We start from the raw sequence: 17030 nt of genomic DNA on the forward strand, positions 1-17030 counted from the left end.
ATAAAATGAGAAAAGTATTTTTATTCCTTACCGCTTCAATTTTACTAGCATCTTGTGCTTCTACAAAAGAATTAGAAGCAATAAAAGCTAAACACGAACAAACAAAAGAAGAGTTACTAGCTGTAAAAGCTAACTTAACAAAATGTTTAGTTGAAAAAGAAAACTGTGAAGACAAAGCTTTTTCTTTAGAATCTAGAGTTACAGAACTAAAAAGAGATAAAGAAAACACTTTACAACAAGTTGAAAACTTAACAGTGTTAACTAAGGGTGCTAATGACAATATTAAAGAAACACTATCTCAATTAAGCAAAAAAGATAAGTACATCAACAAAATTAGAGAAGCTGCTTCTAAAAAAGATTCATTAAATTTAGTTGTTGCTTTCCATTTAAAGAGAGAACTACAAGATGGTATTGATGACGAAGACATTGAAGTAAATGTTGAAAAAACTGTAGTTTTTATTTCAATTTCTGATAAGTTATTATTTAAAAGCGGAAGCTATACTATTAACGACAAAGCTTCTAAAGTGTTAGAGAAAGTTGCAACTGTTGTTAACGGACAACCTCAAATGGACGTTATGGTTGAAGGACATACTGATAATACTCCTGTAAGTGCTGGCTCATCATTAAAAGATAACTGGGGATTAAGTGTATTACGTTCTACAGCTATTGTTCGTGAATTACAAGGAAAATACAATGTAGCTCCTCAAAGGTTGATTGCTGCTGGTAGAAGTAGTTATGTTCCTTTAGTGGAGAATAACAGTCCTGCTAACAAAGCTAAAAACAGACGTACAAAAATTATTATCTTACCAAGGTTAAATCAATTCTTTGATTTATTAGATCAAAAAGTAGAATAGTTTTTAAACATACAATTTCAAAAAAGCGTGCTTGAAGCACGCTTTTTTTTATGAAGTTCATTTTAGCTAAAGTAAGCAGCTTAAAAATTAAACTAACACGCTATTTGTCAATCAAATAATTAATCGTACATTTGCAGACCTTTTTAAAGGAGAAAAAATCATTATTAATAGACAAAAACTAATCGTGTAATTATGAACACATTAAGTTACAAAACAGTATCAGCTAATAAAGCTACCGTAAACAAAGAGTGGGTTTTAGTTGATGCGGACGGGCAAACATTGGGTCGTCTAGCTTCTAAAGTTGCAAAACTTATTAGAGGTAAGTACAAGACTAATTATACTCCTCACGTGGATTGTGGAGACAACGTTGTTATTATCAACGCTGAAAAAATCAACCTAACTGGTAAAAAATGGACAGATAAATCTTATATCCGTCACACAGGTTACCCAGGAGGTCAAAGATCATTAACTGCTACAGAAATGTTCGAAAAAGATCCTACAAGATTAATCGAAAAAGCAGTAAAAGGAATGTTACCTAAAAACAAATTAGGTAGTGCGTTATTCAGAAATTTATATGTTTACGCAGGTACAGAGCATGATCAAGAAGCTCAAAAACCTAAAACTATTAACCTTAACGATCTTAAATAATTATGGAAACTGTACACAAAATAGGTAGAAGAAAAACAGCTGTTGCTCGTGTTTATGTTTCTCAAGGAAGTGGAAACATCACTGTCAACAAAAGAGAGTTTAAAAACTATTTCACTACACCAACTTTACAATACAAAGTTCAACAACCTTTAATGTTAACTGAAAACTTAGAGGCTTACGACGTTAAAGTAAATGTATATGGTGGTGGTGTTACTGGTCAAGCTGAAGCTATTCGTTTAGCGATTACTAGAGCATTAGTAGCTATTAACGAAGAAAACAAAGCTGTATTAAAACCAGAAGGACTATTAACTCGTGATCCAAGAATGGTTGAACGTAAGAAATTCGGTCAGAAGAAAGCACGTAAGAAATTCCAGTTCTCTAAACGTTAATATTTTACACTGGACTTGTTTCAGTGTTCAAATGTTTTGAGACTGTTATTTATAAATCAATTTTTAACAGTTTAGTATCTAAATATTTCAGACTTAATAACTACTGAAATATTGCGAAAACAGAACGTAAACACATTTATCAAAATGGCAAACATTCAAGAATTATTAGAAAGTGGCGTACACTTTGGTCACTTAACAAGAAAATGGAACCCTAACATGGCTCCATACATTTATACAGAGCGTAATGGTGTTCACATCATCGATTTGTACAAAACTTCAGCTAAAATTGACGAAGCTTCTGCTGCGTTACAAAAAATAGCTAACTCAGGACGTAAAATCTTATTCGTTGCAACTAAAAAGCAAGCTAAAGATATCGTTGCTGAAAAAGCTAAAGCTGTAAACATGCCTTACATTACTGAGCGTTGGCCAGGTGGTATGTTAACAAACTTCGTTACTATTCGTAAAGCCGTTAAAAAAATGACTGCTATTGATAGAATGAAGACTGATGGTTCTTTTGATGCATTATCTAAAAGAGAAAAATTACAAATCACTCGTCAACGTGAGAAATTAGAAAAGAATTTAGGTTCAATTTCTGATATGACTCGTTTACCAGGAGCTTTATTTGTAATTGATGTAAAGAAAGAGCACATTGCTATTGCTGAAGCACAAAAATTAAACATTCCAATCTTTGCAATGGTTGATACAAACTCTGATCCTAGACCAATTGATTTTGTAATTCCTGCAAATGATGATGCTTCTAAATCTATCGATAAAGTATTATCGTATGTAACAGATTCAATTGCTGAAGGCTTAACTGAAAGAAAAGCTGACAAAGAAAAAGCTAAAGCTGATAAAGAAAAAACAGCTGAAGCACCAGCAAAAGAAGAAGCAAAATAATTTTTAATTTAAAGGTTTCATTACATTGGAACCTTTAAATTTTTACAACTTTGTACAACAATATATTTACAACTAAAAAATAACGATAGAAATGTCAGTAAAAATTAGCGCTGCAGACGTAAAAAAATTAAGAGAAACTACCGGAGCTGGTATGATGGATTGTAAAAATGCATTAGTAGAAGCTGAAGGTAATTTTGATAAAGCTATTGAAATTTTACGTAAAAAAGGACAAAAAATCGCTGCTAAAAGAGCCGATAGAGAGTCTACTGAAGGTGTAGCTATTACAAAAATTAGCGATGATAACACTTACGGTGTTGCTATCGTATTAGCATGTGAAACAGATTTCGTATCAAAAAACGATTCTTTCAAAGAATTAGCGCAAGAATTTGTAAACATCGCTTTTAACTACAACACAAAAGAGGAGTTCTTAGCTGCTGATTTTGGTGGAGTAACTGTTGCTGAAAAATTAATCGAGCAAACAGGAGTTATCGGTGAGAAAATCGATATTACTGCTTTTGAAAAAATCGAAGCACCGTATGTAGGAGCCTATACTCACGTTGGTAAAATTGCTGCTATAGTTGGTTTAACTGCTGTTGTAGATAATGCTGCTGAGTTAACTAAAGACTTAGCTATGCAAGCTGCTTCAATGGGAGCAACTTCTTTATCTTACAAAGATTTTGATCCTGCTTATGTAGCTTCTGAAACTGAAGCTAGAATTGCTGCAATTAAAAAAGACAACGAAGAGTTAGTACGTTTAGGTAAAACTTTAAAGAACGTTCCTCAGTTTGTTTCTCGTTTACAGTTAACTGATGAAGCTATCGCTAAAGCTGAAGAAGAAGCTAAAGAGCAATTAAAAGCTGAAGGTAAACCAGAACAAATCTGGGACAAAATCTTACCAGGTAAAATGGAAAGATTTATCTCTGACAATACAACTTTAGATCAAGAACAATGTTTATTAGATCAAAAGTTTATTAAAGACGAAAAGAAAACTGTTGCAGAATACGTTTCTACTTATGGTGACGTTGAAGTTAAAAACTTCGTAAGAGTTACTTTAGGATAATTCTCAACAACAATTTTTATACGAAACCATCCATTTTTGGATGGTTTTTTTTTATGTGTTAAAATTAGAATAAAAAAAATATGTAGCTTTGCACAACTTTCAATAAAACAAATGCAATATAAAAGAATCCTTTTAAAATTAAGTGGTGAAGCACTGATGGGAGAGCGTCAATATGGAATTGACCCAAATAGACTTAAAGAGTATGCCCAAGAGATAAAACAAGTTATAAATAAAGGCGTAGAAGTAGCCATTGTTATTGGTGGTGGAAATATTTTTAGAGGAGTTGCTGGTGCTAGTCAAGGTATGGATCGTGTACAAGGTGACCACATGGGAATGTTAGCTACTTGTATTAACGGATTAGCATTACAAAGCGCTTTAGAAGATGAAGGAATTCATACGCGTTTACAAACTGCTATTGAAATTAAAGAAATTGCAGAGCCGTATATAAAACGTCGTGCAAACCGTCATTTAGAAAAAGGGCGTGTGGTAATTTTTGGTGGAGGAACAGGAAATCCGTACTTTACAACCGATACAGCAGCTGTATTAAGAGCTATTGAAGTTAATGCTGATGCTATTTTAAAAGGCACACGTGTTGATGGTATTTATACAGCAGATCCTGAAAAAGATAAAGATGCGGTTAAGTATGAAAACATTACCTTTAAAGACGTTATTGAAAAAGGTTTAAAAGTAATGGATATGACAGCATTCACCTTAAGTGAAGAAAACAAATTACCAATTATTGTTTTTGACATGAACAAACAAGGAAACCTATTAAAACTAGTTTCTGGAGAAAATATTGGAACAATAGTTGATAACAAATAAATCGAAAATTATCCTCAGACTATTTGAGGTTTTTAAATACGAACAAAATGAACGAAGAGATTGATTTTATTTTAGATTCGACAAAAGAGGCAATGGATAAAGCTATTAGCCACTTAGAAAAAGAATTAGCAGGAATTAGAGCTGGTAGAGCCACTCCTGCTATGTTAAGTACTATTATGGTAGATTACTACGGTTCTCAAACACCATTATCACAAGTAGCAAACGTAAATACTCCTGATGCTAGAACTATTTCTGTTCAGCCTTGGGAAAAGAATATGTTACAAGAAATTGAAAAAGCTATCATGCTTGCAAACATCGGTTTCAATCCAATGAATAATGGAGAAAATATTATAATCAGCGTTCCTCCATTAACAGAAGAGCGTCGTAAAGGATTAGCAAAACAAGCTAAATCTGAAGCAGAACACGCTAAAGTCGGAATTCGTAATGCACGTAAAGATGCTAATAACGAAATTAAAAAAGTGGACATTTCTGATGATATGAAAAAAAATGCTGAGGCTGAAGTTCAAACATTAACTGACGATTATGTAAAAATAATCGACGAAAAGTATACCGTAAAAGAAAAAGAGATTATGACTGTATAATTTCTTTATTATAGAATAGTTAAAAAAGAGCGTCATATGACGCTCTTTTTTTCGTTTAATTCATTCATTTAGCATAACTTTGCTGAAATTTTTTTTGGATGACTTTTTGGACTAAAATCGCAGGCTTCTTGTTGCGAAATCGTTACTTAGTTTTAATTACTATTGCTATAATTACAGGACTTTTAGTCACTCAGATGAAATATATGCGCTTCTCCTATACAGAAGCCAATTTACTTCCTATCGATCATGAGGTTAATGTTGAGTACAACAAATTTTTAGAAATCTTTGGAGAAGAAGGTAACCTTATTATTTTAGGCGTAAAAGACTCTACAATATTTACACCTGCTAAATTTAACGCATGGAATAAGCTTGTTAAAGATTTAGATAGTTTACCACAAGTAGATTTTACTGTTTCTGTTGCAGATGTTCAGCAATTAAAAGCTGATAGAAAACAAAGAAAATTTGTTGTTGAACCTCTTTTTGAAGAAGCTCCTTCAACCGATGAAGAGATAAAAAATATAAAAAAGCAACTTTTTGAAAAACTTCCATTTTATAATAATTTACTATATAACGATAAAGGCACTTTACAAACAGCTATTTATTTAAATAAAGATATTGTAAACACCCCCATCCGTAGAGATTTTGTTTTTGACATCCTTATTCCAACTATAGACTCTTTTGAAAAAGATCATAAAATAGATGTTCGTGTTTCTGGTATGCCCTACATTAGAACCTTAAATTCTCAGAATATAACCGATGAAATGGGAATTTTTGTAATTGGTGCTTTACTAATAACAGCTATTATCTTCTTCTTTTTCTTTCGTTCATTTAGAGCTACATTTATTACTTTACTAGTAGTAAGTATTGGAGTTACTTGGGCTTTTGGTTTTATGGGTTTATTCCGTTATGAAATCACTGTATTATCAGCTTTAATCCCGCCTTTAATTATTGTAATTGGAGTACCTAATGCAGTTTTTCTGATTAATAAATACCAACAAGAAGTAAAAAAACACGGAAACCAAGCAAAATCATTACAACGTGTAATTTCAAAAGTTGGAAATGCAACATTGATGACCAACATTACTACTGCTTCAGGTTTTGCTACTTTTATATTTGTTAAAAGTAGACTAATGCGAGAGTTTGGTGTTTTAGCTTCAGTAAACATTATTAGTATTTTTGTTTTAGCATTATTAATCATTCCGATTATATACAGTTTTATGCCTCTTCCAGAGAAAAAACATTTAAACCATTTAGAAAAAAAATGGATGGGTAATGTTGTTTCTTGGATGGAACGCATGGTAAAAAAACAACGAATAGCCATTTATATTACTACAGTTTCTGTGATTATTTTAAGTATGATTGGGCTGTATATGATTCGTGTATCAGGTAGTTTGATTGAAGACATGCCTAAAGGGAAACAGTTTTATAAAGACATTAAGTTTTTTGAATATGAATTTGGAGGGATTATGCCCCTAGAAATTTTAATTGACACCAAGAGAGAAAAAGGTGTTATGAAACTTTCTACACTGAAAAAGATGGAAAAGCTCAATGAAACCATTGAAACTTTCCCTGAATTGTCTAAACCTATCTCTGTCACCAACCTAGTAAAGTACTCTAAACAGGCCTACTATAATGGAAACCCTAAGTACTATCAACTACCAACAAGTCAGGAGAAAAGCTACATTTTTTCGTACACTAAAAACTCAGATAGTAATTCAGGAATGCTGAAAAACTTTGTGGACAGTACCGGACGTTACGCACGTATAACTACCTTTATGAAAGATATTGGTACTGATAAAATGGACATCATCCAAGAACGACTACAGGCTGTAATCAATAAACAATTTCCAGATGAAAAGTTTAATGTTTCACTAACAGGTAAAGCACTAGTTTTCTTGAAAGGAACCAATTACCTGATTAAAAACTTAGTTATTTCACTATCGTTAGCAATCATATTAATTTCAATATTTATGGCATGGATGTTCCGTTCGCCTCAAATGATATTAATCTCATTGATTCCCAATATGCTCCCACTACTAATTACTGGTGGATTAATGGGATTCTTTGGCATTCCTATAAAACCCTCCACAATTTTAGTTTTTAGTATTGCCTTCGGTATTTCGGTAGATGACACTATTCACTTCCTTGCTAAATATCGACAAGAACTACTAGCTAATAATTGGAAGATAAAGCCTGCTGTATATTCAGCTTTAAGAGAAACAGGAGTAAGTATGTTCTATACATCTATTGTACTATTCTTCGGGTTTTTAGTGTTTACTGTTTCAAGTTTTGGAGGTACTATCGCCTTAGGAGGTTTAGTTTCAATAACATTATTGTTAGCTATGGTTTCAAACTTATTGTTGTTACCTTCTCTCCTACTTTCGTTTGAGAAGAAAATAGCAAACAAGAAAGTTTTAAAAGAAACTAAGTTTAAAATATTACCTCCAAAAGAAGACAAATAAGATTCGTCTCAAGAAAGTCATATTTTACTCATAAATACTTGTTTTTTCTATTAAACTTAGCATCTAAAAGTTAACTCTTTATTCTTCGATTTCTATTATTGCTAATTAACAGCAAAAAAGTATCTTTGCTTGATTTTATTGAAGATATAAAGACATGAAAAGAAGTAGCGTTAAAGATTTATTACAATCTGACAATTTTTTACAAGAAGTACACGTAAAAGGGTGGGTAAGAACTTTTAGAAGCAATCGTTTTATTGCTTTAAATGATGGCTCTACTATTAATAATATTCAGTGTGTTGTAGATTTTGAAAATACCGACGAAACTTTATTAAAAAGAATAAATACTGGAGCTGCTGTTAGCATACAGGGTACTTTAGTTGAAAGTCAAGGTAAAGGACAAACAGTAGAAGTTAAAGTAACTAATTTAGAAATTTTAGGAGATTCAAATCCTGACGAGTATCCAATTCAGCCTAAAAAACATAGTTTAGAATTCTTACGCGAAAATGCTCATTTACGTGTAAGAACTAACACTTTTAGTGCTGTAATGCGTTTGCGTTCTGCATTATCATTTGCAGTACATCAATATTTCCAACAAAACGGATTTTACTATGTAAACACTCCAATTATTACGGGTTCTGATGCTGAAGGTGCTGGAGAAATGTTTAAAGTAACTCAATTTGAGGCAAACAAAGCTCCTGTAAACGAAGAAGGTAAAATTGATTATTCTCAAGATTTCTTTGGAAAAGAGACCAACTTAACGGTTTCTGGTCAATTAGAAGGTGAGACCTATGCTATGGCATTAGGTAAAATATATACTTTCGGCCCTACTTTTAGAGCTGAAAACTCTAATACTACACGTCACTTAGCAGAGTTTTGGATGATTGAACCAGAGGTAGCCTTTAACGATTTAGATGCTAACATGGATTTATCTGAAGACTTTATCAAGTACGTGTTACAATATGTATTAGATAACTGTAAGGATGATTTAGCTTTCTTAGACAATCGTTTAGCGCAAGAGGAAAAAACTAAACCTCAAGCACAACGTAGTGAAATGGGCTTAATTGAAAAATTAAAGTTTGTTGTAGACAACAACTTTAAGCGTGTAAGCTATACAGAGGCCATTGATATTTTAAGAAACTCTAAACCTAACAAAAAGAAAAAATTTCAATTTCCTGTTAACGAATGGGGAGTTGATTTACAATCTGAGCACGAACGCTATTTAGTTGAAAAACACTTTAAGTGTCCTGTAATTTTATTTGATTATCCAGCAAATATTAAAGCGTTTTACATGCGTTTGAATGAAGATGGTAAAACAGTTCGTGCCATGGATGTTTTATTCCCTGGCATTGGAGAAATGGTAGGAGGTTCAGAAAGAGAAGAACGTTTAGATGTTTTAAAAGAAAAAATGGCGGAATTAGATATTCCTGAAGAAGAATTATGGTGGTATTTAGACACTCGTAAGTTCGGTACAGCCGTACACTCTGGTTTTGGTTTAGGTTTTGAGCGTTTAGTTTTATTTGCTACTGGAATGAGCAATATTCGTGATGTAATTCCATTTCCAAGAACGCCACAAAACGCTGATTTCTAAAAAAATCATAAAACTTATAAATAACAATCGTCATTCCTTTACGAATGACGATTTTTTTTGTCCTATTTCATATCTTTGTATATATGCTAAAACAAAGTTTACATCAGAAGTTACTTCAAAAATTATCTCCACAACAAATACAGTTGATGAAGTTAATTCAACTGCCTACGCAAGCTTTTGAAGAACGTTTGAAACAAGAAATTGAAGAAAACCCTGCATTAGACACGGGTAAAGATGAGCCTGATAATTTTGAAGACACTTTAGCCAATGATGTTGATTATGACGATTCGGGTAATGAAAAGATAGATGCAGACGATATAAATATAGATGAGTATTTAAGTGACGATGAATACCCAAGTTATAAAACACAAACTAACAACTATTCTTCAGACGATGAAGATAGACAAATTCCTTATGCAGCAGGTACTAGCTTCCATCAATCTTTAAAAAATCAATTAAATACTTTTAGAATTAACGAAGAAGAGCGTGCTATTGCTGAGTTTTTAGTGGGTAGTATTGATGATAGCGGGTATATTCGTAGAGATATTATAGATTTAGTGGATGACTTAGCTTTTACTCAAAATGTTTTTACTGCTGAGGAAAAAGTACAAGATGTTTTGGTAAATGTTGTTCAAAAGTTAGATCCTACAGGTGTTGGTGCTTTAAATTTAAAAGAGTGTTTAATTATTCAATTAAAAGCTAAATCTGAAAATGAAAGTAGAGTTTTAGCAATAAGAATTTTAGAAGAAGCTTTTGATCATTTTGTTAAAAAGCATTACAAGAAACTTCTAGAAAAATTCAGTATTTCTGAAGAGCAATTAAAAGAGGTTATCAACGAAATAAGCAAACTAAACCCAAAGCCTGGAAGTTCTTACGCTGGAAACAATAAAATAGCAGAGCAAATAGTTCCTGATTTTTCAATTAAAATTATTGATGGTAATTTAGACCTAACTTTAAATGCCCGTAATGCTCCAGAATTACATGTTTCTAGAGAGTATAACAATATGTTAAAAGGGTATCAAGATTCTAAAGAGAAGACTAAATCACAAAAAGATGCAGTACTTTTTATAAAACAAAAATTAGATGCCGCAAAGTGGTTTATAGACGCTATAAAGCAACGTCAACAGACACTTTTAATAACTATGAGTGCAATTATGCATCGTCAGACAGCATATTTTTTAACAGGCGATGAGCGTAAGTTAAAACCTATGATTCTAAAGGATATTGCCGATGAAATAGGTATGGATGTATCAACTGTTTCTCGTGTTGCTAGTAGCAAATATGTTTCTACACCTTATGGTACAAAGTTAATTAAAGAGTTCTTTTCTGAATCGATGAAAAATGACCAAGGAGAAGATGTTTCTACTAAAGAAATTAAGAAAATTCTAGAAACTGTAATTAAAGAGGAAGACAAGCGAAAACCTCTTACTGATGAAAAATTATCAAAGATTTTGAAAGAGAAAGGATATCCTATTGCAAGAAGAACAGTTGCCAAATACCGTGAACAATTAGACATTCCTGTCGCTAGATTGCGCAAAGAAATTTAATGCGTTTGCATAAATTCATATCAACTATTCTGCACCCTATTGTAATGCCTACTATAGGTATAATTTTATATTTTATACTTTCACCAATAAGCTTAAACAAGCAACAAAAATATACAATATTATCAATAGTTTTTGTTGCTACTTATCTTATACCAATGCTTTTGTTAGTTTTTTTAAAGTCTATTGGTTATATAAAATCTTTTCGCGTACACAGTATTAACGAACGAAAGTTTCCTATTTTCTTTATGATGACTTTGTTTTTAATTCTAGGAAAAATGTTCGCTAGTATGAGTGTTGTAAAAGATATTAGCTATCTATTTTACGGGACTGTATTTGGTTTAGGCTTTATTTACTTACTTTTTCCTTTTAAGATTAAAGGAAGCCTTCATTTGTTATCTATGGGGGTTGCTATTGGATATTTCTTATTATTTCAACAGATACAGGCTGTTTATGTACTTCCTATAATTGTAACTTTTATTTTCTTGTCTGGAATTCTTGCAAGCTCTAGGTTGCGCTTAAAAGCTCACAATGTAAGAGAAGTGTACTTAGGTTTTTTTATTGGCTTATTTAGCCCTTTTATAGCTTATTACATATTATAAAAGATAAAAACTTAAACCAAGTTTAACTATTTTACTATCTATTGATTTTCCATTAAGACTCACATCTTTAAACATTGGAGACAGTCCATAATACACATGAAAGTTAAATGTACCGTAACCTGCAGATAACGTTACACCTGTTTGCCATTTATTATACTTTTCTGCATTTGAAAAACTAACTTGTCCTGATGGTAAATCGTATCGATAGTTATTACTTATGTTATAAGAAACTTTAAACCCTACATAAAAACGCCAAAACGAGTAAGTATTTACATCAGAAGATCGCCATCTAAACTGAATTGGAAGCTCTAAATTATGAAGTTTTATTTTATTAGATGTAATATCAGCCTCTGTTTCATACTCTTCAACATTACCTTCTAACACTTTTAATCCGTGACTAAATGAATCATAGTTATAACCTAAACCAAGAGCAATAGCTGTTTTTCCTTTTCTGTTAAAGGGTATATCTTTCATATATCCGGCTGCTAACCCGTATGAAAAACCTGTTCTACCTATTTCATCAGGTTGATCTTGTAATAAATTATAAGTAATATCAATATATAATTGATCTTCCCAATATTTATCACCTAACTGTAGAGAGTCTTTCTGACTAAAAAGCTGTAAAGACATAAAAAACATTAAAAAACTTACGATGTACTTCATAGATAATTATCTAACGATAAATATACCTTTTTTGTATAAAAAAAGAGCAATCATTAGATTGCTCTTTTTGTTTTATTTAAAAGTAATTACTTCTTAATAACATCTCCTTTGTGAGTAGATAAACTTAATTTAAGAGCGTTAACATCTCTTAACTTCTCACGAATATCGGCTAATGTACCTACACTCGATTCTCTATCTGCCTTTATTGAAGTTGTCATAAAAGGTACTTCTGCTTCAGAAACATTATCTCTTTCAAGATAGATAAACGACGGCACCTCATCTGGAGTAGCTATTTTGTCGTTTAACTGAATTCTGTTATATCCTGTACCATATTTTGGATCCTTTGCTTTACCAACATAAATTGTACTCACCAAACTTTTACGTTCAAGTTTTTTTACTTCACTTGCACTAGGTAAACGAGGTGATTCAACCTGTAAATCTGTTTCTCTCATGGTAGTAGTTACCATAAAAAAGAATAATAACATAAAAACAATATCTGGTAAAGATGCCGTAGATACAGCTGGCAATCCTTTTTTCTTCTTTTTAAATTTAGACATACTCTATTGTTTTACTATTATTGAACGTTTGTTGGGTCTGTATCAGAAATAATTTGAGGATAACTTGACTTGATATCTTCTACTTTTCTTCTTAATGACTCATCTTTTCTTGCGCTGTCTTTAAAAGCTTGTTCTAATTCAGTAAAGCTCATACCATATTTCTCTTGGCACAATCTATTACGTAATTCAGTATAAGCTCTTAACAACTCATTTTGTACAGCAACATAAGTACCATACTCAGTACCTCTATCACTTTCAACAGAGATTACTGCTTTATTTGGATGATCTGATGATTCAGGGTCTTTTTCACCTTTACAGTAATTACAAGTAGCTCCTGCTTCTTTTCCTGGCATTGGGTTACCAATACCTCCACCATTATCAATAAATTTTATAGCTGCATCTTTTAAGTCTTTCAACTCCATTACCTGATCCTCAACTAAAAGTTGATTATTACGGTTGATGCTAACTTGAAAAATATTTTTTTCTTTAATAATTGGTGGTTTTACATCAGTTTTTTCAGCTAACTTTTTAGGGATACCTGAATCTACATCCATCGTTGTTGTTACAAGGAAAAAGATAAGTAGCAAGAAGGCAATATCTGCCATCGAACCTGCATTAATTTCTGGGTTTTCTCTTCTTGCCATATTAACTTATGATTTAACGATTCCTTTTAATAAATCCCAAACAAAGAATGCACTAGCTATTACTCCTAAGAAAACGCTGTAAGTAATTCCTGTTCCTACCCATTTAGATGTACTCCCTTGCGCTGCTAATTCTGCTCCATCTGCTCCAATTACTTGTGCATCTGAAGATAAGAAATAAGACACTGCAAAAAGAACTGCTAATGCTAAAACACCTAATAATACTTTTTTTAATGCTGCAGGGTTTTTAAGCATCCCCCACATAGAGGCTACAACTGCTGTTACTACTACCCCAATTAACAACCAGAAAGAATAGGTTACTAAAGGAGAAACAGCACTTGACACTGCCTCTAAATCTTCTTTATCTATTCTTGCTACATTTAAAAATAATGCAGCACCGATAAGTGAAATTGCAGCTACTAGTAATGTTAATATTTTACTATTCATATTGATTGATTATTTTTTATACTTAGCTAATAAGTCGATTAAAGAGATAGATGCATCTTCCATGTTGTTAACGATACTATCAATCTTCGAAATAATGTAGTTATAGAAAATTTGTAAAATAATTGCTACAATAAGACCAAATACTGTTGTTAATAACGCAATTTTAATACCCCCTGCAACTACCGCTGGAGAAATATCATTTGCTACAGCAATTCTATCAAATGCATCAATCATACCAATTACAGTTCCCATGAACCCTAACATTGGTGCTAACGCGATAAATAAAGATAACCAAGAAACGTTTTTCTCTAATAATCCCATTTGTACTCCACCGTATCCTACAACAGCTTTTTCAGCAGCATCTAATCCTTCATCAGCTCTCTCTAAACCTTGGAAAAAGATAGAGGCAACAGGACCTTTTGTATTTCTACAAACTTCTTTAGCAGCTTCTACACCACCTGAACTTAATGCTTCGTCAACGCTAGCTACTAATTTTTTAGTATTTGTTGTAGCCATGTTTAAATAAATAATTCTTTCAATTGCAATAGCTAAACCTAAAATTAAGGCTACCAATACAATTCCCATAAACTTAGGGTCTCCTTCAATAAAACGTTGCTTTAACTCTTGGTGAAAAGTTTTCTCAGCTTCTTGAGCATAAGTTGATTGAATAGCTCCTAAAAACATAAATCCTGTAATCGTTAGGATATTTACTACTTTTTTCATTTTGTTATAATTAATTTTAAATAGTTAACGGGTTAAAAATACAAATTTTACTATGAATAACTTAAATTTTTACAAAATAAGTAATTCTTTACTTGTACTTATTACGCTTTTAATTTTACAGAGTGGCAAGTAACAAAAAAATGTTGGTACATTAAAAAAAATCTATATGATTTCTATTAAACATCCCTTTTTTAACTCTTTTCTATACTATTTCAAGCAGTTACAAGCACAAAATTAACGATTTATTTACAAACTAAACCATTTCTCCTCTAAGTGGTGTTTGAAAATAATGTGTAAATTCTTCTTTTGAAAGCTTTTCTCCCAATAAATACATCATTTTTGCAATGGCTGTTTCTGTTGTAATATCCTTACCATCAACAATACCAATGCGTTTTAATTCTGAACTTGTTTCGTAATGTCCTAAAATTACGCTTCCTCCTTTACATTGAGTTACATTAACAATATAAATTCCTTTATTTACTGATTCTTCTAACAAATCAACAAACCATTTTTCGGTTGGCGCATTACCTGATCCGTAAGTTTCTAAAATAATTCCTTTTAAATTTGGAATATTCATAAAACTTCTAACTACTGATTCTGTAATACCTGGAAATAACTTTAAAATAGCTACGTGATTATCTAAATTCTTTCTTACTACTAAATCATTTTGATTTTCTTTCGGCTTAAGTAATAATGGATAATTAAAGTTTAGATGTACTCCGCTTTCAGCTAATGGTGGGTAATTCATAGAAGCGAACGCTTCAAATTGCTCGGCATTTATTTTTGTAGTTCTATTTGCTCTATACAGCTTATATTCAAAATACAACCCTACTTCTTGAATGATTGGCTTTCCGTTTTCATAGGCTGATGCAACTTGTATAGATGTTATTAAATTTTCTTTAGCATCTGTACGTAAATCTCCAATAGGTAATTGTGAACCTGTAAAAATTACAGGTTTTTGCAAGTTTTCAAACATAAAACTAATTGCTGATGATGTATACGACATCGTATCTGACCCTGTTAACACAACAAACCCATCAAACTTGTCATAGTTTTCTGCGATTATTTCAGCAATTTGAATATAGTAAGCTACACTCATGTTTGATGAATCAATTGGTTCAACAAACGAAATAGTTTCTATTTCGCAATTTAGCTGCTGTAACTCTGGTATTTTACTTGATATTTGACTGAAATCAAAAGCTTTTAGCGCTCCTGTGTTGTAGTCTTTAACCATACCAATAGTTCCTCCAGTGTAGACTGTTAAAATTTTAGGTTGATTTGTCATTTTGACATTTTTTTATACCGTTAATAATTTGGAATAATTTATGTTGTAAATTTAACCAACAAAAATGACACAAAAATTTAAAACTATATAGATTATGATAGGATTTTATATTCTAATTGGTATTATATCGCTATTCAGTTGGTTAGTGAGCAATACGTTAAAACGTAAGTTTAAAAAATACTCTCAGGTTCACTTACGTAATGGGATGAGTGGTGCTGAAATTGCTCAAAAAATGCTAGCTGATCACGGTATTTCCGATGTTCAGGTAATTTCTACACCAGGTATGTTAACCGACCACTACAATCCGCAAAACAAAACTGTAAACCTAAGTGAAGCTGTATATAACCAACGAAATGCCGCTGCTGCTGCGGTCGCTGCTCACGAGGTTGGCCATGCTGTACAACACGCTAGAGCTTACCTATACTTACAAATGCGATCTAAACTGGTGCCAATGGTAAGTATTACTTCTCGTTTTTCTCAATGGATGGTGATAGGTGGTATCGCTTTTGGTGCTGCTTCTGGTAGTACTGGTATTGGTTTTTATATTGCTCTAGCTGGTTTAGCTTTTATGGCTTTAGGCACCATTTTTAGTTTTATAACCTTACCTGTTGAATATGATGCGAGTAATAGAGCCTTAGCTTGGTTAGAAAATAAAAATATGGTAACTCGTGAAGAGCTGGCAGGCTCTAAAGATGCTTTAAAATGGGCTGCAAGAACTTATTTAGTTGCTGCTCTTGGTTCTTTAGCAATGTTATTATACTGGGGCTTGCAAATTTTAGGAAATAAAGATTAAGTCAATATAGAAATTTAATCATTAAACCCTCGTTTTGAATCTATCAAAACGAGGGTTTTAATTTAGTTCTGAATATTTTTTTTAAAAAATTTACACTCACAGCTAACTCTTAAATGAATATATTCGCGCCACAAATATTAATTATTCAATTTTAAACTATGAAAAAAATTATTTTATCGATTGCTATGTTAACATCAGTGGTTTTAGTTTCTTGTTCTGACAATGATGAAAACAACACAACTTGTAGAAAATGTGTCTTTGAAAGATTTGATCAAACACTTAACACAGAGTATTGCGATAATGGTGATGGAACAATCACTATGACTGTAGAAGGGGGCCAAACAGTTACAGATGAAATTCCAGAAGGAAGCTCTTTTGAAGAGGTTATGAAAGCTGTTGAAGCTAATGGATCTACTTGTGATAAATAGGTTTCAATAGTCATAAATTCCAATA

Annotated in this window: 19 protein-coding genes; 13 read left to right on the plus strand and 6 right to left on the minus strand. The window is 32.0% G+C overall.

The genetic code is table 11. The annotated features are described in order from the left end of the window. The first annotated feature begins 5 nt into the window (after positions 1-5). The 11 genes from Q4517_RS07365 (at position 6) to Q4517_RS07415 (ending at position 11468) form a co-directional block, all read left to right on the plus strand. Positions 6-854, plus strand: coding sequence for an OmpA family protein (locus tag Q4517_RS07365; protein WP_303507898.1), 849 nt, complete (start codon positions 6-8; stop codon positions 852-854). 192 nt (positions 855-1046) lie between these two features. Then, entirely contained in the window at positions 1047-1502 is a 456-nt protein-coding gene (gene rplM, locus Q4517_RS07370; RefSeq protein WP_303507899.1) for a 50S ribosomal protein L13, read from the plus strand. A gap of 2 nt (positions 1503-1504) precedes the next feature. Next, positions 1505-1891: a 30S ribosomal protein S9 gene (rpsI, locus tag Q4517_RS07375; RefSeq protein ID WP_115899978.1), complete on the plus strand. Its 387-nt coding sequence runs from the start codon at positions 1505-1507 to the stop codon at positions 1889-1891. Between the two features lie 144 nt (positions 1892-2035). Continuing rightward, on the plus strand, positions 2036-2788 hold the full coding sequence (gene rpsB / locus Q4517_RS07380) for a 30S ribosomal protein S2 (protein WP_115899977.1): 753 nt from the start codon (positions 2036-2038) through the stop codon (positions 2786-2788). Positions 2789-2879: 91 nt separating this feature from the next. After that, positions 2880-3848 carry a translation elongation factor Ts gene (tsf, locus tag Q4517_RS07385; RefSeq protein WP_303507900.1) on the plus strand — a complete coding sequence of 323 codons (969 nt, stop codon included), beginning with the start codon at positions 2880-2882 and terminating at the stop codon, positions 3846-3848. 111 nt (positions 3849-3959) lie between these two features. Then, complete coding sequence (gene pyrH, locus Q4517_RS07390; protein ID WP_303507901.1) at positions 3960-4670, plus strand: UMP kinase; 711 nt, start codon at positions 3960-3962, stop codon at positions 4668-4670. Positions 4671-4717: 47 nt separating this feature from the next. Continuing rightward, on the plus strand, positions 4718-5272 hold the full coding sequence (frr, locus tag Q4517_RS07395; RefSeq protein WP_303507902.1) for a ribosome recycling factor: 555 nt from the start codon (positions 4718-4720) through the stop codon (positions 5270-5272). A 98-nt stretch (positions 5273-5370) separates the two neighbouring features. Then, a complete protein-coding gene (locus Q4517_RS07400) occupies positions 5371-7734 on the plus strand; it encodes an RND family transporter (protein ID WP_303507903.1) in 2364 nt (787 codons plus the stop codon). A 154-nt stretch (positions 7735-7888) separates the two neighbouring features. Continuing rightward, on the plus strand, positions 7889-9322 hold the full coding sequence (asnS, locus tag Q4517_RS07405) for an asparagine--tRNA ligase (RefSeq protein ID WP_303507904.1): 1434 nt from the start codon (positions 7889-7891) through the stop codon (positions 9320-9322). Positions 9323-9405: 83 nt separating this feature from the next. Continuing rightward, positions 9406-10869 carry an RNA polymerase factor sigma-54 gene (gene rpoN / locus Q4517_RS07410; RefSeq protein ID WP_303507905.1) on the plus strand — a complete coding sequence of 488 codons (1464 nt, stop codon included), beginning with the start codon at positions 9406-9408 and terminating at the stop codon, positions 10867-10869. Next, on the plus strand, positions 10869-11468 hold the full coding sequence (locus Q4517_RS07415; RefSeq protein ID WP_303507906.1) for a hypothetical protein: 600 nt from the start codon (positions 10869-10871) through the stop codon (positions 11466-11468). Before rpoN ends, Q4517_RS07415 begins: the two co-directional genes overlap by 1 nt. Here the strand turns inward: Q4517_RS07415 and Q4517_RS07420 are convergent. From Q4517_RS07420 to Q4517_RS07445, 6 genes are all read right to left on the minus strand, one after another. Further along, on the minus strand, positions 11463-12131 hold the full coding sequence (locus Q4517_RS07420; protein ID WP_303507907.1) for a porin family protein: 669 nt from the start codon (positions 12129-12131) through the stop codon (positions 11463-11465). The two genes, Q4517_RS07415 and Q4517_RS07420, sit on opposite strands and share 6 nt — an antisense overlap. 86 nt (positions 12132-12217) lie before the next feature. Next, positions 12218-12688, minus strand: a complete 471-nt coding sequence (locus tag Q4517_RS07425) for a biopolymer transporter ExbD (protein ID WP_115899968.1) — start codon at positions 12686-12688, stop codon at positions 12218-12220. A gap of 17 nt (positions 12689-12705) precedes the next feature. Then, positions 12706-13332: a biopolymer transporter ExbD gene (locus tag Q4517_RS07430; RefSeq protein ID WP_115899967.1), complete on the minus strand. Its 627-nt coding sequence runs from the start codon at positions 13330-13332 to the stop codon at positions 12706-12708. Between the two features lie 6 nt (positions 13333-13338). Continuing rightward, entirely contained in the window at positions 13339-13776 is a 438-nt protein-coding gene (locus tag Q4517_RS07435; RefSeq protein ID WP_303507908.1) for a hypothetical protein, read from the minus strand. 9 nt (positions 13777-13785) lie between these two features. Next, on the minus strand, positions 13786-14499 hold the full coding sequence (locus Q4517_RS07440) for a MotA/TolQ/ExbB proton channel family protein (RefSeq protein ID WP_115899965.1): 714 nt from the start codon (positions 14497-14499) through the stop codon (positions 13786-13788). A 253-nt stretch (positions 14500-14752) separates the two neighbouring features. After that, entirely contained in the window at positions 14753-15784 is a 1032-nt protein-coding gene (locus Q4517_RS07445) for an asparaginase (RefSeq protein WP_303507909.1), read from the minus strand. A gap of 94 nt (positions 15785-15878) precedes the next feature. Here Q4517_RS07445 and Q4517_RS07450 point away from each other — a divergent pair, with 94 nt between their 5' ends. Continuing rightward, entirely contained in the window at positions 15879-16577 is a 699-nt protein-coding gene (locus Q4517_RS07450) for a zinc metallopeptidase (RefSeq protein ID WP_303507910.1), read from the plus strand. Positions 16578-16735: 158 nt separating this feature from the next. After that, positions 16736-17005 carry a hypothetical protein gene (locus tag Q4517_RS07455; RefSeq protein WP_303507911.1) on the plus strand — a complete coding sequence of 90 codons (270 nt, stop codon included), beginning with the start codon at positions 16736-16738 and terminating at the stop codon, positions 17003-17005. Positions 17006-17030: the final 25 nt, after the last annotated feature.

Source organism: Tenacibaculum sp. 1_MG-2023 (assembly GCF_030547425.1).
Classification (GTDB): Bacteria; Bacteroidota; Bacteroidia; order Flavobacteriales; family Flavobacteriaceae; genus Polaribacter.